This window comes from Streptococcus pyogenes, from assembly GCF_002055535.1.
Lineage (GTDB): Bacteria > Bacillota > Bacilli > Lactobacillales > Streptococcaceae > Streptococcus > Streptococcus pyogenes.
Genome location: NZ_LN831034.1, coordinates 929374 through 952249 on the forward strand (window position 1 = coordinate 929374; position 22876 = coordinate 952249).

The 22876-nt window shown below is 38.0% G+C and carries 23 protein-coding genes; 18 read left to right on the forward strand and 5 right to left on the reverse strand.

Annotation, left to right across the window (positions count from 1 at the left end; all coding sequences use genetic code 11):
* Positions 1-28 precede the first annotated feature (28 nt).
* Positions 29-214: a 4-oxalocrotonate tautomerase gene (locus B6D67_RS04990; RefSeq protein WP_002984671.1), complete on the reverse strand. Its 186-nt coding sequence runs from the start codon at positions 212-214 to the stop codon at positions 29-31.
* Positions 215-351: 137 nt separating this feature from the next.
* Between B6D67_RS04990 and B6D67_RS04995 the strand changes: the two genes are divergently transcribed.
* The 11 genes from B6D67_RS04995 (at position 352) to nox (ending at position 11817) form a co-directional block, all read left to right on the forward strand.
* Positions 352-921, forward strand: coding sequence for a thymidine kinase (locus B6D67_RS04995; RefSeq protein WP_002994966.1), 570 nt, complete (start codon positions 352-354; stop codon positions 919-921).
* Positions 922-955: 34 nt separating this feature from the next.
* Entirely contained in the window at positions 956-2035 is a 1080-nt protein-coding gene (gene prfA / locus B6D67_RS05000) for a peptide chain release factor 1 (RefSeq protein WP_002994969.1), read from the forward strand.
* The gene (gene prmC / locus B6D67_RS05005; protein WP_010922303.1) at positions 2035-2874 is read left to right on the forward strand and encodes a peptide chain release factor N(5)-glutamine methyltransferase; all 840 of its coding nucleotides are present in this window, start codon (positions 2035-2037) and stop codon (positions 2872-2874) included. Before prfA ends, prmC begins: the two co-directional genes overlap by 1 nt.
* Positions 2858-3448, forward strand: a complete 591-nt coding sequence (locus B6D67_RS05010) for an L-threonylcarbamoyladenylate synthase (RefSeq protein ID WP_002984663.1) — start codon at positions 2858-2860, stop codon at positions 3446-3448. Before prmC ends, B6D67_RS05010 begins: the two co-directional genes overlap by 17 nt.
* A gap of 17 nt (positions 3449-3465) precedes the next feature.
* Positions 3466-3918 carry a GNAT family N-acetyltransferase gene (locus tag B6D67_RS05015; protein ID WP_002984660.1) on the forward strand — a complete coding sequence of 151 codons (453 nt, stop codon included), beginning with the start codon at positions 3466-3468 and terminating at the stop codon, positions 3916-3918.
* Positions 3908-5164: a serine hydroxymethyltransferase gene (gene glyA, locus B6D67_RS05020; RefSeq protein ID WP_010922304.1), complete on the forward strand. Its 1257-nt coding sequence runs from the start codon at positions 3908-3910 to the stop codon at positions 5162-5164. The genes B6D67_RS05015 and glyA overlap by 11 nt, the downstream gene beginning before the upstream one ends.
* Before the next feature lie 6 nt (positions 5165-5170).
* Complete coding sequence (locus tag B6D67_RS05025; RefSeq protein WP_010922305.1) at positions 5171-6148, forward strand: nucleoid-associated protein; 978 nt, start codon at positions 5171-5173, stop codon at positions 6146-6148.
* A complete protein-coding gene (locus B6D67_RS05030; protein WP_002994981.1) occupies positions 6149-6748 on the forward strand; it encodes a lysozyme family protein in 600 nt (199 codons plus the stop codon).
* Positions 6749-6757: 9 nt separating this feature from the next.
* Complete coding sequence (locus B6D67_RS05035; protein ID WP_010922306.1) at positions 6758-8482, forward strand: ABC transporter ATP-binding protein; 1725 nt, start codon at positions 6758-6760, stop codon at positions 8480-8482.
* Positions 8479-10206, forward strand: a complete 1728-nt coding sequence (locus tag B6D67_RS05040) for an ABC transporter ATP-binding protein (RefSeq protein WP_011285531.1) — start codon at positions 8479-8481, stop codon at positions 10204-10206. Before B6D67_RS05035 ends, B6D67_RS05040 begins: the two co-directional genes overlap by 4 nt.
* A 240-nt stretch (positions 10207-10446) precedes the next feature.
* On the forward strand, positions 10447-11817 hold the full coding sequence (gene nox, locus B6D67_RS05045) for a H2O-forming NADH oxidase (protein ID WP_002989788.1): 1371 nt from the start codon (positions 10447-10449) through the stop codon (positions 11815-11817).
* Positions 11818-11975: 158 nt separating this feature from the next.
* On the opposite strand, the gene B6D67_RS05050 is transcribed toward nox, so the two are convergent.
* Entirely contained in the window at positions 11976-12959 is a 984-nt protein-coding gene (locus B6D67_RS05050; protein WP_002984645.1) for an L-lactate dehydrogenase, read from the reverse strand.
* A gap of 190 nt (positions 12960-13149) precedes the next feature.
* Here B6D67_RS05050 and gyrA point away from each other — a divergent pair, with 190 nt between their 5' ends.
* The 4 genes from gyrA to B6D67_RS05075 all read left to right on the forward strand — a co-directional run bounded on the left by gyrA (position 13150) and on the right by B6D67_RS05075 (position 17883).
* The gene (gene gyrA / locus B6D67_RS05055; protein ID WP_010922308.1) at positions 13150-15636 is read left to right on the forward strand and encodes a DNA gyrase subunit A; all 2487 of its coding nucleotides are present in this window, start codon (positions 13150-13152) and stop codon (positions 15634-15636) included.
* Positions 15637-15655: 19 nt separating this feature from the next.
* Positions 15656-16405 (forward strand): class A sortase, encoded by a 750-nt coding sequence (locus B6D67_RS05060; RefSeq protein ID WP_002984641.1) that lies wholly within the window; start codon positions 15656-15658, stop codon positions 16403-16405.
* An 82-nt stretch (positions 16406-16487) separates the two neighbouring features.
* Positions 16488-16901, forward strand: coding sequence for an SMU1112c/YaeR family gloxylase I-like metalloprotein (gene gloA2 / locus B6D67_RS05065; RefSeq protein ID WP_010922309.1), 414 nt, complete (start codon positions 16488-16490; stop codon positions 16899-16901).
* 613 nt (positions 16902-17514) lie between these two features.
* The gene (locus B6D67_RS05075) at positions 17515-17883 is read left to right on the forward strand and encodes a hypothetical protein (protein WP_010922310.1); all 369 of its coding nucleotides are present in this window, start codon (positions 17515-17517) and stop codon (positions 17881-17883) included.
* A gap of 49 nt (positions 17884-17932) precedes the next feature.
* On the opposite strand, the gene B6D67_RS05080 is transcribed toward B6D67_RS05075, so the two are convergent.
* The 3 genes from B6D67_RS05080 to B6D67_RS05090 all read right to left on the reverse strand — a co-directional run bounded on the left by B6D67_RS05080 (position 17933) and on the right by B6D67_RS05090 (position 20048).
* Positions 17933-18844 carry a diacylglycerol/lipid kinase family protein gene (locus B6D67_RS05080; protein WP_010922311.1) on the reverse strand — a complete coding sequence of 304 codons (912 nt, stop codon included), beginning with the start codon at positions 18842-18844 and terminating at the stop codon, positions 17933-17935.
* 116 nt (positions 18845-18960) lie between these two features.
* Entirely contained in the window at positions 18961-19611 is a 651-nt protein-coding gene (gene trhA, locus B6D67_RS05085; RefSeq protein WP_002984629.1) for a PAQR family membrane homeostasis protein TrhA, read from the reverse strand.
* On the reverse strand, positions 19608-20048 hold the full coding sequence (locus B6D67_RS05090) for a DUF1836 domain-containing protein (RefSeq protein WP_002989774.1): 441 nt from the start codon (positions 20046-20048) through the stop codon (positions 19608-19610). The genes trhA and B6D67_RS05090 overlap by 4 nt, the downstream gene beginning before the upstream one ends.
* A 218-nt stretch (positions 20049-20266) precedes the next feature.
* Between B6D67_RS05090 and ylqF the strand changes: the two genes are divergently transcribed.
* From ylqF to dprA, 3 genes are all read left to right on the forward strand, one after another.
* The gene (gene ylqF / locus B6D67_RS05095; RefSeq protein WP_010922312.1) at positions 20267-21115 is read left to right on the forward strand and encodes a ribosome biogenesis GTPase YlqF; all 849 of its coding nucleotides are present in this window, start codon (positions 20267-20269) and stop codon (positions 21113-21115) included.
* On the forward strand, positions 21105-21896 hold the full coding sequence (locus B6D67_RS05100) for a ribonuclease HII (protein WP_011285534.1): 792 nt from the start codon (positions 21105-21107) through the stop codon (positions 21894-21896). Before ylqF ends, B6D67_RS05100 begins: the two co-directional genes overlap by 11 nt.
* Positions 21897-21960: 64 nt before the next feature.
* Positions 21961-22797 carry a DNA-processing protein DprA gene (dprA, locus tag B6D67_RS05105; protein ID WP_010922314.1) on the forward strand — a complete coding sequence of 279 codons (837 nt, stop codon included), beginning with the start codon at positions 21961-21963 and terminating at the stop codon, positions 22795-22797.
* Positions 22798-22876: the final 79 nt, after the last annotated feature.

Consider the following 22876-nt stretch of genomic DNA (forward strand, 5'->3'; position numbering starts at 1 on the left):
ACCCCCACTAAGGAGTGGGGGAAGGTCATTATGATTTTTGTTTCATTTCACCTTGAGGATAGTAAGTTCCTTCAGGCATATCGTTGATAAAAACATGGATATTTTCTTTAGGTGCTTTTGCAATGCGTGAGACTACTTCGGTAACCTCGCGAGCTAATTGATTTTTTTGTTCTTGTGAGCGTCCCTCAAACAAGTCAATTGTTACAAATGGCATAATGTTACTCCTTTATGTTATTGGGCATCATTGTAACATAATGCTGTGAAAAAGTATACACTGTTTTCAATGGCTGGGAAAACTTCAGCCTTTGTGGTAAAATAGGTAGAATACTATAGAAAGTAGGATTTTCCGCTTTGGCTCAACTCTATTATAAATATGGGACAATGAATTCTGGTAAAACCATTGAAATTTTAAAAGTTGCTCATAACTATGAAGAACAAGGCAAACCTGTTGTCATTATGACAAGTGCTCTTGATACACGTGATGGTTTTGGCATCGTCTCAAGCCGTATTGGTATGCGACGAGAAGCTATCCCCATTTCAAATGACATGGATATTTTCACATTTATTGCCCAATTGGAGGAAAAACCTTATTGTGTCCTGATTGACGAAAGCCAATTTTTAAGCAAGCAAAATGTTTATGATTTGGCGCGTGTGGTGGATGAGCTAAATGTTCCTGTCATGGCTTTTGGTTTGAAAAATGATTTCCAAAACAATCTTTTTGAAGGTTCAAAACATTTGCTATTATTGGCCGATAAGATTGATGAAATCAAAACAATTTGCCAATACTGTAGTAAGAAAGCAACCATGGTTTTAAGGACAGAAAACGGAAAACCTGTCTATGAAGGTGATCAGATACAAATTGGTGGTAATGAAACATATATCCCAGTTTGTCGAAAACATTATTTTAATCCAGATATTTAAAAGGTAATCGGTTTTAAAGGAGATACAAAGAAAAATGAATATTTATGATCAATTGCAGGCAGTTGAAGATCGTTATGAAGAGTTAGGTGAGTTACTTAGTGATCCAGATGTTGTTTCAGATACAAAGCGATTTATGGAATTATCACGTGAAGAAGCTAATACTCGAGAAACTGTCACAGCTTATAGAGAATATAAGCAAGTCATTCAAACCATTTCAGATGCTGAAGAAATGATCAAAGATGCCAGTGGTGATCCTGAATTAGAAGAAATGGCTAAAGAAGAACTTAAAGAATCAAAAGCAGCTAAAGAAGAGTATGAAGAAAAATTAAAAATCCTTCTATTACCTAAAGATCCTAACGATGATAAAAACATTATTTTAGAAATTCGTGGTGCTGCTGGTGGCGATGAAGCAGCGCTTTTTGCTGGTGATCTTTTAACAATGTATCAAAAATATGCTGAAACTCAAGGATGGCGTTTTGAAGTTATGGAATCATCCGTTAATGGTGTTGGTGGTATTAAAGAAGTGGTTGCCATGGTTTCTGGTCAGTCAGTTTATTCTAAGCTTAAATATGAATCAGGAGCTCATCGTGTTCAACGTGTCCCAGTGACAGAGAGTCAGGGTCGTGTTCATACTTCAACTGCAACTGTTTTGGTAATGCCAGAAGTTGAAGAAGTAGAATACGACATTGATCCTAAAGACCTTCGCGTCGATATTTACCACGCGTCTGGTGCTGGTGGTCAGAATGTCAATAAAGTTGCTACTGCAGTTCGTATGGTACACATTCCTACAGGAATCAAAGTTGAAATGCAAGAAGAGCGTACTCAGCAAAAAAACCGTGATAAAGCGATGAAAATCATTCGTGCTCGTGTTGCTGACCATTTTGCGCAAATTGCTCAAGATGAACAAGATGCTGAACGTAAATCAACAGTTGGTACTGGTGATCGTTCAGAACGTATTCGTACTTATAATTTCCCGCAAAATCGTGTAACAGATCATCGTATTGGTTTGACACTTCAAAAATTAGATACTATTTTATCTGGAAAAATGGATGAAGTTATTGATGCACTCGTTATGTATGATCAGACAAAGAAATTAGAATCTCTCAATAACTAATGAACTATGCTACATTAATCAGAACTTATGAAGATAAACTAGAACAAATAGATGAGGATCGCGAAAATCTCGCCTATGTTTTTAGAGAAATCAAAGAATGGTCAAGTCTAGATATGTTGATTCACCAAAATCAAGCTGTGACTCCTGAAGATGCTGTTCTTTTGGAACATATTTTCTGTTCTCTAAGTCAGCATTTATCTCCTCAATATATTACAGGTAATGCTTATTTTCGTGATTTGAAGCTTGCAGTCGACAAGCGTGTATTAATTCCAAGGCCAGAAACAGAAGAATTAGTTGACATGATTTTAGCTGAAAATCTTGATGCACCGTTGAATGTTTTAGATATTGGTACAGGTAGTGGAGCGATTGCTATTTCTCTCAAAAAAGAAAGGCCTAACTGGCAAGTAACGGCATCTGATATTTCTAGAGCTGCTCTTGACTTGGCAAAAGCCAATGCTGATGCTTACCAGCTTGATATAACGTTTATTGAATCAGATGTTTTTAGTCTCATTTCAGAAACATTTGATATTATTGTGTCAAATCCTCCCTACATATCCTACGAGGATAAGGAAGAAGTCAGTCTAAATGTTTTGCAATCAGAGCCTCATTTGGCACTTTTTGCTAAAGAAAATGGCTATGCTATTTACCGTAAGATTATTGAACAAGCTGACAATTACTTAACTAAGGAGGGGAAGCTTTACTTTGAAATTGGTTATAAGCAAGCTGAAGGTATAAAAGATATGTTACAAGCCTATTTTCCTCAAAGACATATACGAGCCGTAACGGATATATTTGGCAAAGAAAGGATGGTGGTTGTTGATTATGGAGTATCTAGCTAGTATCATTGAATCAGGTGATGCCCTTGTTTTACCAACAGAAACGGTTTATGGTCTTTTTGCCAAGGCTTTAGATGAAAAAGCAGTAAATGCTGTTTATGACTTAAAACAAAGACCCCGAGATAAAGCAATGAACCTTAATGTGGCTGATTTTAATAGTATCTTAGCCTTTTCAAAAGAACAGCCGAGATACCTCAAGAAATTATACCAAGCCTTTTTACCAGGTCCGTTAACGATTATTTTAAAAGCTAATGACCAGGTTCCTTATTGGATTAATTCGGGACTTTCAACGGTTGGTTTTCGCTTACCCAGTCATCCAATTACCGCAGCTTTAATTCAAAAAACAGGCCCTTTAATTGGTCCTTCTGCAAACTTATCTGGCAAAGCTAGTGGTCGAGTTTTTGATCATATTATGCAAGATTTTGACTTTCAAGTGTTTGGTTATGCAGATGATCCTTTTCTAACAGGTAAGGATTCAACCATCTTAGACTTATCAGGTGAGCGTGCTGTGATTTTACGTCAAGGTGCTATCACCAAAGAAGAATTATTAGCTAACGTGCCTGAACTTCGCTTTTAAGAGAGGAGCCGCTTGGAATGTTGAGACCATTAAGTAAAACGGACTGTCCTATGCTACAAGAAATTAATGCCAAAGCCCTTGGCTATTTAGTTTCGCTTGACTTGTTAGAAAGGCAATATGAACGATTGATTGAGGATTGCCATCACTATTTTTTAGCTTATGCCGACAAGGATACCAATCAATTATTAGGCTATGTTCACGCTGAACGGTATGAAACCCTTTATGCTTCTGATGGTCTTAATCTCTTGGGCTTGGCTGTTTTACCAGCCTATCAGAGAAGGGGAATTGGGAGTGCCTTACTAAGGGCCCTGGAATCCCAAGCTAGGCAGGAAGGCATTGCCTTTATTCGCCTCAATTCTGCCAGTCATCGTAAAGAAGCGCATGCTTTTTACCGAAACCTCGACTATGCAGATGATAAAACACAATTACGATTCATCAAAAACTTACAAGGAGATGACAATGATTTTTGATAAAGGTAATGTTGAAGACTTTGATAAAGAGCTTTGGGATGCCATTCATGCTGAAGAAGAAAGACAAGAACATCATATCGAATTGATTGCATCTGAAAACATGGTTTCAAAAGCTGTCATGGCAGCTCAAGGTTCTGTTTTAACCAATAAGTATGCAGAAGGCTATCCAGGTAATCGCTATTATGGTGGAACAGAATGTGTGGATATTGTCGAAACGCTTGCTATTGAACGTGCTAAGAAACTTTTCGGTGCCGCATTTGCCAATGTTCAAGCCCATTCCGGAAGTCAAGCCAATGCAGCAGCTTATATGGCCTTGATTGAGGCTGGTGACACCGTATTAGGAATGGATTTGGCTGCAGGTGGTCATCTCACGCATGGCTCTCCAGTAAATTTTTCTGGAAAAACCTACCATTTTGTGGGTTACTCAGTAGATACTGATACTGAAATGTTAAATTATGAGGCGATTTTAGAACAAGCAAAGGCGGTCCAACCAAAGCTTATCGTTGCAGGGGCTTCGGCCTACTCTAGAAGCATTGATTTTGAAAAGTTTCGTGCCATTGCTGATCACGTAGGTGCTTACTTAATGGTGGACATGGCTCACATCGCTGGCCTTGTAGCAGCAGGTGTGCACCCGAGTCCTGTCCCTTATGCGCATATTGTGACATCAACAACCCATAAAACCTTACGTGGTCCTCGTGGAGGCTTGATATTAACCAATGACGAAGCTCTTGCTAAAAAGATTAATTCGGCCGTTTTCCCTGGTTTACAAGGAGGACCTCTGGAACACGTGATTGCTGCCAAAGCGGTTGCCTTCAAAGAAGCCTTGGATCCAGCCTTTAAAGACTATGCACAAGCTATTATTGATAATACTGCGGCTATGGCAGCAGTTTTTGCACAAGATGATCGTTTCCGTCTGATCTCAGGTGGTACAGATAATCATGTCTTTTTAGTAGATGTCACTAAGGTTATTGCTAATGGTAAACTAGCGCAAAATCTTCTGGATGAGGTTAATATTACCCTTAATAAAAATGCCATTCCTTTTGAAACCTTGTCGCCATTTAAAACCTCAGGTATTCGCATTGGTTGTGCTGCCATAACCAGCCGTGGTATGGGTGTTAAAGAGAGTCAGACCATTGCCCGTCTTATCATCAAAGCCTTGGTTAATCATGATCAAGAAACTATTCTTGAAGAAGTCCGTCAGGAAGTGCGTCAGTTAACCGATGCCTTCCCACTCTATAAAAAGTAAGGAATCATGTTAGATAGTTATATAAAACGTATTGTCATTCATCAATTTTCTCCCAATGACACTGAGTTACTGTTATCAGATCGTTTAGTGAGCATTACACCGCGAATTGATGAATATTTCCGAAAAAAATTGGCCAAAGTGTTCTCGGACGAAGCCAAACGTGGTCAGTTTGAGGCTAATAATACCTTTTTTACAACCATTGGTGATGATTTGTTGGAAACGTCTGTTACCATTGCCCAGTTATGGAAGGAAGCCTTTGTTATTTCAGAGGATCAAAAAACCAATGACTTAGTCTTTGTTCAGTTTGATAAGGATGGCGAACCCTTTTTTGCTTTCTTGCGAATTGCTTTGAAAGAACAGTTTGCTCACCTTTCTGACAATTATGAACATCCATTTACGGTGACGCAGAATAATCTGCCGAGTCCCACCCAGACACCAGATGAAGCACTAGTCATTAATCTCAAATCTGGTCAGTACTACTTGATTGAAAAGCGTGTGAAGCATAATGGCAGTTTTGCTAATTATTTTTCAGAACACCTCTTGAAAGTTACACCTGAGCAATCTGTTAAAAAGTCTATCAAAATGATAGAACAAACCGCTCAAAAAATTGCAGAGCATTTTAATCAAGATGATTTTACTTTTCAGTCAAAGATGAAATCCACTCTTTTTAAGCAGTTAGAAGCAGACGACGTTTTATCACCAGAAAAATTAGCTGACCAACTCTTTGATGATAATTTAACAGCCCGTTTAACCTTTGTGGATCAAGTCAAAGATGTCATTCCAGAACCTATAAAAATTAGCGATATTGAACATTCTAGACAGATAAAAAAACTAGAAAATCAAAAGCTATCGTTATCAAACGGGATAGAATTAACAGTACCAAATGCCATTTATCAGGATGCTGAAGCGGTTGAATTTTTGTTAAATGATGATGGGACTTATTCAATCTTGATTAAAAATATAGAGGATATTAAAACCAAATAGATGTTTAGACTTTTAAAGCGTGCCTGCAGTTTTCTTCTTCTTTTTGTCATTTATCAATCCTTTGTTATTCATCACAATGTTCAACGTGTTTTGGCATATAAGCCTATGGTTGAGAAAACATTAGCAGAAAATGATACAAAGGCAAATGTAGACTTAGTCTTAGCTATGATATACACCGAGACAAAAGGAGGAGAAGCAGATGTCATGCAATCCAGTGAAAGCAGTTCAGGACAAAAAAACTCGATTACAGATAGTCAGGCCAGTATTGAGCACGGGGTGAATTTACTGTCTCATAATCTTGCTCTAGCTGAGGAAGCAGGAGTAGATTCTTGGACGGCTGTTCAGGCCTATAATTTTGGAACAGCTTATATTGATTATATTGCTGAACATGGAGGTCAAAATACCGTTGATTTAGCGACTACCTATTCCAAAACCGTTGTGGCGCCAAGCCTAGGCAACACTAGTGGTCAAACCTATTTTTATTACCACCCCCTCGCCTTGATTTCTGGAGGTAAGCTTTATAAGAATGGCGGCAATATCTATTACTCACGAGAAGTTCATTTCAATCTTTATTTAATTGAACTGATGAGCCTTTTTTAGAAAGTTATCATGAAACGATTACGTCCATATGTGAAAGGGTACCTAAAAGAAAGTATCTTAGGTCCTCTTTTTAAATTATTAGAAGCTTTATTTGAATTATTAGTCCCTTTGTTAATTGCTAACATGATTGATATATCGATTAGTCAACACAACAGCCAGGGAATTTTGAGGGTTGTTTTAACATTATTTGGTTTAGCAACCATTGGCTTATTGCTTTCCGTTACAGCCCAGTATTTTTCTTCGAAAGCAGCTGTTGGTTTTACAAGACAAATGACAGATGACTTGTTTAAAAAAATCATGTTTTTGAGCAAGGAGGACCAAGACCATCTTGGTTATGCTAGTCTGTTATCACGATTGACCAGTGATAGTTTTCAAATTCAAACTGGTATCAATCAATTTTTGCGTCTTTTTCTAAGGGCCCCTATTATCGTATGTGGTGCTATGGTAATGGCTTATTGGATTAGTCCAAGTCTAACCCTATGGTTTGTGATGATGGTGATTGTCTTACTAACACTTGTTTTTGTTATGTCACATTTATTAGGTCCCCTTTATCTCTTAATCCGCCGAGAAACAGATCACTTGGTTCGTTTGACTAGCCAACAGTTACAAGGAATCCGAGTAATTAAGGCTTTTAATCAAACCCAAAAAGAACTCCAAGCATTTAAGCAGCAAAATATGCTCTTAAGTCGCCACCAATATCAAGCTGCTACCCTAGCCAATGTCTTGAATCCTATGACTTTTTTAGTGGTCAATCTTACCCTGTTAATCTTGATTTGGCAAGGAAGTTGGCAAGTAGCTCATAGATCGCTTAGTCAGGGCATGTTGGTTGCTTTAATTAATTACCTCTTGCAGATTTTGGCAGAACTTTTGAAAATGACCATGTTGATGGGAACCATCAATCAAAGTGTAACAGCCGCAAAACGGATTAATCAGGTGTTTGTTTTAGCTGATGAAGCGCCTTTGCCCTTACTTAAAGATGGTCCTATTTCAACTCATCTGTTGACCATCCGGCACTTGACCTTTACTTATCCAGGAGCAGCAGAGCCAAGTCTGTATGATATTCAGTTAAGTGCTGATCAGGGAGAATGGATTGGCATCATTGGTGGTACTGGAGCAGGCAAAACGACTTTGATTGACTTGATCTGCCAAACTTATTCACAATATAGTGGTGAGATTAGTCTTAATTGGCAAGGAGAAGTGCCAAAAACACTAACCGAGTGGCGAAATGTGATTGCTCTTGTTCCTCAAAAAGCTCAATTATTTAAAGGAACGATTAGAAGTAACCTCCTACTGGGACAATCAATGCCTATTAGTGATGAGGAACTGTGGCGGGCTCTTGAATTGGCTCAAGCAAAAGAGTTTGTCGCTGCCTTACCAGAACAATTAGAGGCACCTGTTGAAGCCTTCGGCCGTCATTTTTCAGGAGGGCAACGGCAACGTCTAGCTATTGCCAGAGCACTTCTGAAGCCAAAACCCATTTTGATTTTGGATGATGCCAGTTCCGCCTTAGACAATGAGACTCGAGGACGACTTTTTAAAGCTCTAAAAGAAGAGTTATCAGATGTTTTAGTGATTCTAGTCACGCAATCTATTAAGAATTTGCAGTTTGCTGATAAGATTTTAGTGTTGGAACAGGGCCATCAATTGGATTTTGCCAGTCATGACCAGTTAAAAGTAAGCAATGCACTTTATCAAGAAATGCTAGCGCTTTACGTGAAGGGGGAGCAAAAATGATTAAAACAGATCATCACCTCCTAAAGCGAGTGCTTCAGGATTTGTTAAAAAAACCTCTACCTGTTTGTATTCTCGTGATCGCTAGTTTTGTACAAGTTGGTTTAAGTGTTTACTTGCCTGTTCTTATCGGTAAAGCCGTTGATATGAGTTTGTCAGTCAATTCTTGGCAAACTTTAAAATGGCTGTTGGGGCAAATGTTAGTTATTATTGTGGTCAACACATTGATTCAATGGGTGATGCCTCTTGTCTATAGTCGTTTGCTATATCAATATAGCCAGCAATTGAAAGATAAGCTTTTGGAAAAAATTCATCGTCTTCCTTTTGCATATCTAGATCGTCAAACCATTGGAGATTTGGTTAGTCGAGTGATAACCGACACTGAGCAACTGATCAATGGTCTACAAATGGTTTTTAACCAGTTTATACTTGGACTATTGACGATTCTGTGTACCATTATAGCTATGGCACAGATTGACTGGCTCATGTTAATCTTGGTTTTGGTGTTAACACCAAGCTCCCTCTTTTTAGCTCGTTTTATTGCTCAAAAGAGTTTTCATTATGCACAAGCACAGACCAAAAGCAGAGGAAATTTAGCTCAGTTTACTGAAGAAATCCTTCGTCAAGAAGGTTTGGTTCAACTGTTTAATGCTCAAGAGCAGTCTATCTGTGATTATCATGTTTTAAATAAAACCTATTGCGAGGCTTCACAAAAAGCCATTTTTTACGCCTCAACAGTCAATCCAGCCACTCGCTTTATTAATAGTGTCATTTATGCTTTACTGGCAGGTTTAGGGGCTGTTCGTATCATGGCTGGACTTTTTTCAGTAGGTCAGCTAACCACTTTTTTAAATGTTGTTGTCCAATATACCAAACCTTTCAACGATATTTCATCTGTCTTGGCAGAGATACAGAGTTCTTTAGCTTGTGCGCAAAGGCTTTATGACCTTTTAGATATTGAAATAAAAGAGCAAGAGCACTTTCTAACATTTAAGGCATCAGCGGTTAAGGGGCAAATTGACTTTGAAGAAGTAAGTTTTTCTTATCAAAAAGACAGGCCCTTACTGAAAGATATTAATTTTTCTGTTCCTGCGGGTTCCAAGGTAGCGATTGTAGGGCCTACAGGTGCAGGTAAATCAACTTTAATCAATTTACTCATGCGCTTTTATGAACTTGATGCTGGTAGCATCAAGTTAGATAAAGTTCCTATTAAGTGTTATGCTAAGGAAGAACTTAGGTCCATTACTGGCATAGTATTGCAAGAAACCTGGTTGAAAGATGCGACTGTTCATGAGTTGATTGCTTACGGCAGTGAAGAGGCTAGCCGTGATGAAGTAGTGGCAGCAGCCAAAGCAGCTCATGCACACTTCTTTATTATGCAACTTCCTAAGACTTATGATACTTACTTAAGTGCTTCTGATGATGCTTTGTCCCAAGGGCAGCTCCAGTTATTAGCTATTGCCAGAATGTTTTTGAAAAAACCAAAAGTCTTGGTTCTAGATGAAGCCACCTCCTCTATTGATATTAGAACAGAAGCTGTTATTCAAGAGGCACTAAAAGAACTCATGAGAGGAAGGACCAGCTTTATCATTGCCCATCGTTTATCAACGATTCAATCAGCTGATTTGATTCTTGTTATGGATCAAGGTCGATTGGTTGAGTGGGGAACACATGCCAGCTTAATGTCAAAAAACGGCTGTTATGCTAGATTACAAAAGATAGAATAAAGTTCGTCTTTTAACAAAGGTTAACTTTTTAAGCCTTCCTAAAGTTAGTTAATTAACAAACTTTAAGCTGTTATATAAAAAAATAACAGCGAAAAAGCGGACGATCTTTTTTTATAAGTGAGAAAAAACAGTTGACTAAAGAAGAAATAACTCAAAAAAGTGAGCAATATATTTGGAAGCGTTTTTTGACTGTGGTATAATAGAGCCCTATATAATATTGTGAAATGAGGAACAAAATATATGAGTAAAATCGTTGTTGTTGGTGCAAACCATGCTGGTACGGCCTGTATCAAGACTATGTTAACAAACTACGGTGATGCTAATGAGATTGTTGTATTTGACCAAAACTCAAATATTTCATTTTTAGGCTGTGGTATGGCACTTTGGATTGGTGAGCAAATTGCTGGACCAGAAGGACTTTTCTATTCAGATAAAGAAGAATTAGAGTCTTTAGGGGCTAAAGTTTACATGGAATCACCTGTTCAATCAATCGACTACGATGCCAAAACAGTGACAGCGCTTGTTGATGGTAAAAACCACGTGGAAACTTACGACAAGTTGATTTTTGCAACTGGCTCACAACCTATCTTACCACCGATTAAAGGTGCCGAAATCAAAGAAGGATCACTTGAATTTGAAGCAACTCTTGAAAATCTTCAATTTGTGAAGTTATACCAAAACTCAGCTGATGTGATTGCAAAGCTTGAAAACAAAGACATTAAACGTGTAGCCGTAGTTGGTGCTGGTTACATTGGTGTTGAGTTAGCTGAAGCTTTCCAACGCAAAGGCAAAGAAGTGGTTCTGATTGATGTCGTGGACACTTGCTTGGCAGGTTATTACGACCGTGATTTGACTGACTTAATGGCTAAAAACATGGAAGAACATGGTATTCAACTAGCCTTTGGTGAAACAGTTAAAGAAGTAGCTGGTAATGGTAAGGTTGAAAAGATCATTACTGACAAAAATGAGTACGATGTGGATATGGTTATCCTCGCCGTTGGTTTCCGTCCAAACACAACTCTTGGAAATGGTAAGATTGATCTTTTCCGTAATGGTGCTTTCCTTGTCAATAAACGCCAAGAAACTTCTATTCCAGGTGTTTATGCTATCGGTGACTGTGCAACTATCTACGATAATGCTACTCGCGATACAAACTACATTGCTTTAGCTTCAAATGCCGTCCGTACAGGAATTGTAGCAGCACATAACGCTTGTGGTACAGACCTTGAAGGTATTGGCGTTCAAGGCTCAAACGGTATTTCCATTTACGGATTGCACATGGTTTCAACTGGTTTGACACTTGAAAAAGCAAAACGTCTTGGTTTTGATGCTGCAGTGACTGAGTATACTGATAACCAAAAACCTGAATTTATCGAACACGGTAACTTCCCAGTAACCATTAAGATTGTTTACGATAAAGACTCACGTCGTATCTTGGGTGCTCAAATGGCAGCCCGTGAAGATGTGTCAATGGGAATTCACATGTTCTCACTTGCTATCCAAGAAGGCGTAACCATTGAAAAGTTGGCATTAACTGATATTTTCTTCTTACCACATTTCAACAAACCTTACAACTACATCACAATGGCAGCACTTGGTGCCAAAGACTAGTATCTGATAGGAAAAAGCCAGAGCAGTTCAGCAGCACTGGCTTTTTTGCTTTTTAATTGTTGCAACCTGAAAAGTTCTAAACTTATGATTATCCTCTTATAGCACGTTGGAAAAGGAATATCAGGCAAAACAAAAAGAGACCGAAGTCTCTTTTGTGATTAGTTTTTAGCAGCAGAAGCAAATTCTTCCTTAGCAAAGGCTTCATCAATGATAGCTTTCAATTGATTTGCAGAGGCTTGCATTTTTTGTAATTCAGCATCGTTAAGTGGAATGTTTACTGGACGAACAATTCCATACGCTCCAACGATAGCTGGTTGACCAATATAGCAATCTTCAACACCTTCGTATTGACCTTCTTGGAAAACAGAAAGCGGAAGAACAGCATTTTCATCATCAAGAATAGCTTTTGTAATACGAGCTAGGGCAACTGCAATACCGTAGAAAGTAGCACCTTTTTTATTGATGATTGAGTAAGCAGCATCACGTACAGAAATGAAAAGATCAACTAGGCCTTGCTCATCAATGTCACGATTAGCTTGGAGCCAGTCGTAAAGACCTACACCAGCAACGTTAGCGTGTGACCAAACAGCAAATTCAGAGTCACCGTGTTCTCCCATGATGTAAGCGTGAACCGAACGCGCATCAACACCGATTTTAGCAGCCAGAGCTTGACGGAAACGGGCTGAATCTAGAGATGTACCTGAACCAATGACACGCTCTTTAGGGAAACCTGAGAATTTCCATGTTGAGTAAGTCAAAACGTCAACTGGGTTAGCAGCAACAAGAAAGATTCCTTTGAAACCAGATGCAACGATTTGTGTAACAACCTCTTTATTGATACGAAGGTTTTTTTCAACAAGGTCAAGGCGTGTTTCACCTGGTTTTTGAGGAGCACCAGCTGTTAAGACAACAAGATCAGCATCATGACAGTCTGAGTAGTCAGCTGCATAGATTTTTTTAGGTGATGTAAAAGCTAGAGCGTGGCTTAAATCTTCTGCATCTCCTTGAGTTTTTTCTTTAAAAATATCAATAATACCAAGTTCTTGAGCAATATTTTGTGTTACCAATGCAAAAGCGTATGATGAACCGACGGCACCATCACCGACCAAGATTACTTTTTTGTGTTGTTTAGTTGCAGTCATTTCTAAACATCTCCTTAATTTTATTAGAGCAAAAGCTCATACGGTCTTATTTTAACATATTGATAATTGTTTGTCATTGAATTCAGAAAAATAATGAAAATAGTTTACTGATAACGCTTCCAATAAGAAAAAATAAGGAATTTATGGTATAATGAAATCTAGTATTGACTAGAAAAGGAGCATTCCTTAAATGCAAGATCGAAATTTAATTGACGTCAATCTGACAAGTGAAATGAAAACGAGTTTCATTGACTATGCCATGAGTGTCATTGTGGCAAGAGCTTTGCCAGATGTGCGTGATGGTCTGAAACCTGTGCATCGTCGTATTCTCTATGGGATGAATGAACTCGGTGTGACACCTGATAAACCGCATAAAAAATCTGCTCGTATTACGGGTGATGTCATGGGTAAATATCACCCGCATGGGGATTCTTCTATTTATGAAGCTATGGTTCGTATGGCTCAGTGGTGGAGTTATCGCCATATGCTTGTTGATGGGCATGGCAATTTTGGTTCTATGGATGGTGATGGTGCTGCCGCTCAACGTTATACTGAAGCGCGCATGAGTAAAATTGCGCTTGAATTATTAAGGGATATCAATAAAAATACCGTTAATTTTCAAGATAACTACGATGGAAGCGAAAGAGAACCAGTAGTATTACCAGCTCGCTTTCCTAATTTATTAGTCAATGGAGCGACAGGGATTGCCGTTGGGATGGCAACTAACATTCCGCCTCATAATTTGGCAGAGTCTATTGATGCTGTCAAGATGGTAATGGAACATCCAGACTGTACAACAAGAGAGTTGATGGAAGTGATCCCTGGACCTGACTTTCCGACTGGTGCCCTTGTTATGGGGCGCTCAGGTATTCATAGGGCTTATGATACTGGTAAAGGTTCTATCGTTTTACGCTCTCGAACAGAAATTGAAACAACTCAAACAGGTCGGGAACGTATTGTGGTTACTGAATTTCCCTATGGCGTCAATAAAACGAAAGTGCATGAACACATTGTTCGTTTAGCACAAGAAAAAAGACTAGAAGGTATTACAGCAGTTCGTGACGAATCTAGCCGTGAAGGAGTGCGTTTTGTTATCGAGATTCGTCGAGAGGCATCCGCGACAGTTATCTTAAATAACCTCTTTAAATTAACAAGTCTTCAGACGAATTTCAGTTTTAATATGTTGGCTATTGAAAATGGTGTGCCTAAAATATTGTCACTCAGACAAATCATTGATAATTACATTAGTCATCAAAAAGAAGTTATTATACGTCGCACCCGATTTGATAAAGATAAAGCTGAAGCCAGAGCTCATATTTTAGAAGGCTTACTGATTGCCCTTGATCATTTAGACGAAGTGATTGCTATTATTCGTAACAGCGAGACAGATGTCATTGCTCAGACAGAATTGATGTCACGTTTCGACTTGTCTGAACGCCAAAGCCAAGCTATTTTGGATATGCGTTTGCGTCGTTTGACTGGTTTGGAACGTGATAAGATTCAATCAGAATATGATGATTTGTTGGCCTTGATTGCTGACTTATCTGATATTTTAGCCAAACCAGAACGTATTATCACTATCATCAAAGAAGAAATGGATGAGATCAAGCGTAAATACGCTAACCCGCGCCGTACAGAATTAATGGTCGGTGAAGTCCTTTCTCTAGAAGATGAAGATCTAATTGAAGAAGAAGATGTTTTGATTACCTTGTCAAATAAAGGTTATATCAAGCGTCTTGCTCAAGATGAATTTCGTGCCCAGAAGCGTGGTGGACGTGGCGTCCAAGGAACTGGAGTCAACAATGACGACTTTGTACGTGAATTGATATCAACAAGTACCCATGATACTTTGCTCTTCTTTACGAATTTTGGGCGTGTCTATCGGTTGAAAGCTTACGAAATTCCAGAATATGGTCGTACAGCAAAAGGTCTTCCAATTGTTAATCTATTGAAATTAGAAGATGGTGAAACCATTCAAACTATTATCAACGCACGTAAGGAAGAAACAGCAGGTAAATCCTTCTTCTTTACAACGAAACAAGGCATTGTCAAACGTACAGAAGTTTCAGAATTTAATAATATCCGTCAAAACGGTCTCCGTGCTCTTAAGTTGAAAGAGGGAGATCAGCTGATTAACGTCCTTTTGACAAGCGGTCAGGATGACATTATCATTGGAACTCATTCCGGATATTCTGTTCGTTTTAATGAAGCAAGCATCCGCAACATGGGCCGATCAGCTACGGGTGTTCGCGGGGTTAAGCTTCGTGAAGATGATCGCGTTGTTGGCGCGTCACGTATTCAAGATAACCAAGAAGTTCTTGTAATTACCGAAAATGGCTTTGGTAAGAGAACAAGTGCTACAGACTATCCTACAAAAGGTAGGGGGGGAAAAGGAATAAAAACAGCTAATATTACCCCTAAAAATGGTCAATTGGCTGGATTGGTTACCGTAGATGGTACAGAAGATATCATGGTGATTACAAATAAAGGTGTCATTATTCGCACAAATGTTGCAAATATTTCGCAAACAGGTCGTGCTACTTTGGGTGTTAAAATTATGAAACTAGATGCTGATGCTAAGATTGTAACATTTACCTTGGTTCAGCCTGAAGACAGTAGTATCGCTGAAATCAATACTGATCGTGAAAATAGTATTTCAAAAAATAAAGATAATTAATCATAATAAGGAGTAAAAAATGGTAAAAAAACAAAAGCGTCGAAAAATAAAATCCATGTCTTGGGCAAGAAAACTACTAATAGCTGTACTTTTAATTCTAGGTTTAGCATTGCTTTTTAACAAACCTATCCGAAATACATTAATTGCTCGAAACTCTAATAAATATCAAGTAACGAAAGTTTCGAAAAAACAAATCAAAAAGAATAAAGAGGCTAAGTCAACATTTGATTTCCAAGCCGTAGAGCCAGTTAGTACAGAGAGTGTCTTGCAAGCACAAATGGCGGCTCAGCAACTTCCTGTTATAGGGGGCATTGCCATACCAGAGCTTGGCATTAATTTACCAATTTTTAAAGGTTTAGGAAATACTGAGCTTATTTATGGCGCAGGAACGATGAAAGAAGAACAAGTTATGGGAGGAGAAAATAATTATTCTCTTGCCAGTCATCATATTTTTGGAATTACAGGTTCATCTCAAATGCTCTTTTCGCCGCTTGAAAGAGCACAAAATGGGATGTCCATCTATTTAACAGATAAAGAAAAAATTTACGAATACATCATAAAAGATGTTTTCACGGTAGCTCCTGAACGCGTTGATGTTATCGATGATACAGCTGGTCTCAAAGAAGTGACTTTAGTGACTTGTACAGATATCGAAGCAACAGAACGTATTATTGTCAAAGGAGAACTAAAAACAGAATACGATTTTGATAAAGCGCCCGCCGATGTATTGAAAGCTTTTAATCATTCTTATAACCAAGTATCTACCTAGATATATCTTAAATATAATATTTAAAAAGTAGGACCATAGAGAAAATTTATCTCATCCTACTTTTTTTGAAAGGAGAAATATGATGAAACTAAATGCCATTCATCACGTTGCTATTATTGTATCTGATTATCATCTGTCAAAAGATTTTTATGTGAATAAACTCGGATTTGAAATTATCAGAGAAAATTATCGTCCTGACAAGCATGATTACAAATTAGATTTATCTTGTGGTCGTATTGAATTGGAGATTTTTGGTAAGGTGACAAGTGACCCCAACTATCAAGCTCCTCCTAAACGTGTAAGTGAACCAGAATTTAAAAGTGAGGCCTGTGGTTTGAGGCACCTTGCATTTCGTGTTACCAACATTGAGAGTTATGTAGATGATCTAAAGAGCTTAGGAATTCCAGTGGAGCCTATCAGGCATGATGATTACACAGGTGAGAAAATGACTTTCTTTTTTGATCCGGATGGTTTGCCTTTAGAATTACATGAATAGACTTATTAGGTTAACGACTGGATCGTGCTATAAAACTCGTTAAAAATAGTTATTTGTTGTATCTTCATTTGCTTGATTAATCTCTTTTGATCGTTAAATGATTTGGTTAACTTTCAAAGTGAAGAGCAATTTTTGGAGTAATCTTGTCGAAGTTTTTTAATAGAATAACTATAGGAAAAGCAAAATATTTGACGATAAACTCTTACAGTGTTATAATGACAATATAAGTTAATAACTGTGTTGTCACTTTGTTGAAATGTTTTCGTATTAATGTTTTTTTATCTATTGCGATAGATAATTTTACTTCAATTTTTGATTGAAAATACTAAAATAAGTGATGTGGTCACTTTGACAACCATTTATTGGTCCTTTTAGATAAGACAATTTTGTGGCTCTTCAGTTGAAAGGATGTGTTGTTGATGTTAGAGGAAACAATCATGTTAAATTAACTCAGGCTTAAAGACCAAAAAAGGAGTGAAGTCTATTATGAAAAAAAGAAATTTTAAACTTACAGAAATGTTACAATTGGTTTTATTAGTGGTTCCTGCTGTAAAACTTGCTAAAAAAATGTTTAACGATAGTAAAACACCGTCTAAAAGAAAGTAGGTCTACAATGACTAAAAAAAATCATGGCGTTTTTTGGGGGTTGTTGCTTGGATCAGCAGCAGCTAGCATTGCTTACTTAAGTTTATCGTCTTCCAAAAAAGATCAACTCTTGAAAGATAGTGCTAAAAAAATAGATGATCTCAACGCTTACTTGCAAGATAAAAGTAAGCAAGTTCTGGATGCAGTATCGGAAAAAGTCCAAGAATCCAAAGATGCTGTTGAAGTTTACGGTGGTATCGCCGCAGAAACAGTTGAAGAATCTTTGGGACAGGCTAAAGAAAAGGTAGAAGGAATTGGCGAAGCTACTAGCCAAACTATCCAATCTAAAATGGAAAAACTCACTAGCGATAAGACAGATGCTGATGATGAAAAATAGGTTTTAAAATACCTTTAAGATAAGACAAAAAGTGCCATTAGGCACTTTTTTAATCTTCTGTTGGAACAATAATCGAAACGGCTTTTGGAATGATATCTAATTGAATGGGCAGATAGTCACTTTTATCCCCATCAATCCTGGTACGTGGTAATATCGCTTGTTTTTTAGCTTGTGGTAGTAAGCTAAGCGTATTGGCTTGAAAATGACTGATTTCCTCTGCTTTGGAAAAATCACCCTGTTTAAAATCATTAATATGCCATAAAAATTTAAAGAAAGAGACTTTTTTCATGGTATAAACTTGGAAATAGCCATCGTCAGCTTGAGCACCAGGAGAAAAAGAAGGAAAACCAGCAATGGTATTTGTCATCGTGATTAAGAGAAACTTCGTTTTCAGGTGAATACGATGGTTGTGGCTAATTAAAGAGATGGCATAGCTGCGATTTCGTTTCAGTATTCGAATACTATCTTTTAAAAATGCTAGAGGACCAAAGCGTCGTTTTTCCTCAGCCGTTACGTCGGCAGCAATATCAGCCAGTAATCCTAAAGTTAAACTGGAAATCATGTATTGCTGGTTAGCTTTGCAAATATCAACTTGCTTGATTTGTCCAGTCAAGATAGTATCCAACGCCTCAGTAATTTGTAAAGGGATATGCATAGCCTTGGCAAAATTATTGACTGTCCCTGAGGGCACTAAGCCTATTAAACAATGAGCTCCTCCTTCATAGATGCCACCGATGATTTTATTTAGTGTCCCATCGCCACCAAGAGGGATAACCAAGTCAATCTTGTCCTTAGCAGCTTGTTTTGCTAATTGAAAAGCCTGGTCAGCATCTTTAGGGGTAATAACTTTTACAGAATCTTCGGAAAAACCATGTTGGCAAAAATAGTCTTTGACTTGCCTAGCAAGTTGGCTTTCTTTCTTTCCAGAATTAGGATTGTAAAAAATCCGAACGGTTTTCATCAGGTCTCTCCTTTGACAGCTTATTACTTGCTATCCATTATACCACTTCTAAGAATTGATGTCTTACATCAAATCATCACATTAAGCCTCTCAATCAGTCTGAGCATCTATTTGTCTTAAAGCATAAAGAAAGTGATAGCGATAAATTGGAGGGCAGAGGCCAATAAAATAAAGAGATGCCAAATCATGTGGAAGTAGGGTCTTTTTTTGGCATAAAATACCGCTCCAATGGTATAAGACAAGCCACCAAATAACATGAGAAGACCAAAAGCAAGACTAGTTTTTTGAATGATGACTGGCAAGATAAACACAACGAGCCAGCCCATAACGATATAAAGCATCAAACTGAATTTTTCATTGATACGTTTGGCAAAAATTTTGTATAAAATCCCAAAAAGCGTAATGCCCCACTGCAAAACAATAATGATATAGCCTAGCCAACCAGAAACAAGGGATAAGGCAACAGGTGTATAACTTCCTGCGATAGCAATATAAATCATACTGTGATCAATAATGCGTAGAATGTATTTGTGAACCGAACCATAAGCCATGGAGTGGTAAATCGTAGAGGACAAAAACATCAAAAAGAGACTGATGACAAAGATGGAGATACCAATAGCGGCTTTAAGGTCATAAGTTTGATAAGCATAGCTGGCTGAAATAGGAAGTAGAATGAGCATAGCAAATGCTCCGATAGCGTGTGTCACGCTGTTTGCTACTTCCTCACTAAAAGATAAGGGTAAACTTTGTTTAAAGGTTTGGTTCATTGGGTCACCTCCTGTAATAAATAAATAGTTTTGTGGTAATCTTTGACCGTTTGACAGGCAACCTGCACAATCGGTGGAATGTCCTCCTCAATGGGAGCCTTCTGATTCCAACAGGTTACAAAAGTATTGTAAAGACTTTCAGAATCAGCCTGTGCCTGAAGTTCCTCCAATACGCGACTAATATCTTGAATAGGAAATACCGTTTTAAACAAACTGATGGCAATTAAGCGCGCTAGTTGTTGCTTTTGGTATTTTTTCTTGATAGGTTTAGTCACATACCCATGCTTGACGTAATTATTAATCATAGATGCCGTTAGTGATTTATTATCTGACACTTCTGAAAAATCAGTGCACTGGTTGACATAAAGTAACACTTGATCCAAATATAAGTCTAAATCAGGGAGGTCCTTCCAATAAGGTAATGATGGAAAAATCATAGTTTCGTCTCTCTATCTAGTTTTGATAACTAGATTATATGATTAATGAAAACTTATTGCAAGCAAAAACTGTAAAGACTTAAAAGAGGAAAGTAGAAATGGCGAAGTGAAGCTAATCATGCTATAATGTTAAAGAATTGATTGGGATAGATGCCTTCTGTCGCAATCAGACTATTTTATCACGAAGAAGATGATGCTACGAAAGGAATGATACACTCATGGCAATGATTCAATGGTTTCCTGGGCACATGTCCAAAGCCAGAAGACAGGTTCAGGAAAATGTAAAGCATGTTGACTTTGTAACTATTTTAGTGGATGCACGCTTACCACTTTCTAGTCAAAATCCCATGCTTACAAAAATTGTTGGTGATAAACCTAAATTAATGATTTTAAATAAAGCTGACTTGGCCGATGCCACTCGTACGAAAGAGTGGAAGGCTTATTATGAAAGTCAAGGTATTAAAACATTAGCCATCAATTCCAAAGAACAATCAACGGTTAAAAAAGTAACAGAAGCAGCCAAGGAACTCATGGCTGATAAAATTCAACGCTTGCGAGAGCGCGGCATTCAAAAAGAAACCTTGCGAACCATGATTATTGGCATTCCAAATGCTGGTAAATCTACCTTGATGAATCGCTTGGCTGGTAAGAAAATTGCTGTAGTTGGCAATAAACCTGGTGTGACTAAAGGACAACAATGGTTGAAGTCCAATAAGGAATTGGAAATTCTAGACACTCCTGGTATTTTATGGCCAAAATTTGAGGACGAATTGGTGGGCTTAAAATTAGCTTTAACAGGTGCTATCAAGGACCAATTACTACCAATGGATGAAGTGACTATCTTTGGCTTGAATTACTTTAGGGAATACTACCCTAATCGTTTAACCAAACGTTTTAAGAATATTCCTCTTGAGGAAGAAGCTCCTGAAATCATTATGACCTTGACACGCCAACTTGGATTTAAAGACGATTATGACCGTTTTTACACTTTATTCGTTAAGGAAGTTCGTGATGGTAAATTAGGTCAATACACCTTAGATCAGGTGGGAGATATGGATGCCGACTAGTATTAAAGCTATTAAAGAAAGCTTAGAGGCCGTTACTAGCCTCTTGGACCCCCTCTTTCAAGAATTGGCAACCGACACTAGGTCAGGCGTCCAAAAAGCTCTAAAAAGCCGACAAAAGGTTATTCAGGCCGAGTTAGCAGAAGAAGAACGATTAGAAGCCATGCTTTCTTATGAAAAAGCTCTTTATAAAAAAGGTTATAAAGCCATTGCAGGTATTGATGAGGTGGGACGTGGTCCCTTAGCAGGTCCCGTTGTGGCAGCTTGTGTGATTTTACCTAAGTATTGTAAAATTAAAGGCCTTAATGATTCTAAAAAAATCCCTAAAGCTAAGCATGAGACCATTTATCAGGCAGTGAAAGAAAAGGCTTTGGCTATCGGTATCGGTATTATTGACAATCAGCTTATTGATGAGGTCAATATTTATGAAGCAACCAAACTGGCCATGCTAGAAGCCATTAAACAGTTGGAGGGCCAACTCACACAACCAGATTATCTCTTGATTGATGCCATGACATTGGATATTGCTATTTCGCAGCAGTCTATTCTTAAAGGCGATGCCAATTCCTTGTCTATTGCAGCAGCATCAATTGTAGCTAAGGTCACCAGAGATCAGATGATGGCTAACTATGATCGCATTTTTCCTGGTTATGGCTTTGCTAAAAATGCAGGCTATGGCACCAAAGAACATTTACAGGGATTAAAAGCTTACGGCATAACGCCTATCCATCGTAAAAGTTTTGAACCTGTTAAATCCATGTGCTGCGATTCAACTAATCCTTAAAAAGTTCTGTTTTTAGCAGAATTTTTTTCTTTTTTACGAATAAATGAAGTAAGGAGGTAACTTAGTGAATCATTTTGAACTTTATAAGCTAAAGAAAGCTGGACTGACTAATAAAAACATTCTCAATATTCTTGACTACCAAAAACACCAGGAAAAATCGTTGTCACTTCGAGATATGGCCGTTGTTTCTGGTTGTAAGCATCCGTCTCACTTTATAGAAGCCTATAAGCAGTTAGATATTCAAAATTTAAAAATGGAATTTAAACAATTTCCTAGTATTTCTATCTTAGATAAGCATTACCCAATGGCATTGAAAGAAATATACAATCCACCTGTCCTCTTGTTTTTTCAGGGAAATTTAGACCTTCTTGAGAAACCTAAATTAGCCATTGTCGGCTCCAGACGCTCAAGCGATACCGGAGTAAAGTCTGTCCGTAAAATTCTTAAAGAACTCGGGAACCGTTTTGTGATTGTTAGCGGACTTGCTCGAGGTATCGACACTAGTGCTCATTTAGCCTGCCTTAAAAATGGGGGACAAACTATCGCTATTATTGGAACAGGATTGGATCGCTTTTACCCTAAAGAAAATAGGGAGTTGCAAACTTTCTTAGGGAAAAATCATCTTGTGCTAACAGAATACGGTCCAGGAGAAGAAGCTTTATCTTATCACTTTCCAGAACGGAATCGTATTATCGCAGGCCTTAGCCGAGGTATTCTTGTCGTTGAAGCAAAAAATCGTTCAGGTTCCTTGATTACTTGTCAAATTGGGATAGAAGAAGGCCGAGACATTTTTGCTGTCCCAGGAAACATTTTGGACGGGAAATCCGAAGGTTGCCTTCAGTTAATTAAAGAGGGAGCAACATGCGTCACATCGGGCATGGATATCCTTTCAGAGTACTAAAAAAGTTAAAGTTTCTTCCTATATAGCATTTTTTTATTGACAGTTTCTTAAAAATGGGATATTATGCTATAAGCTTTAA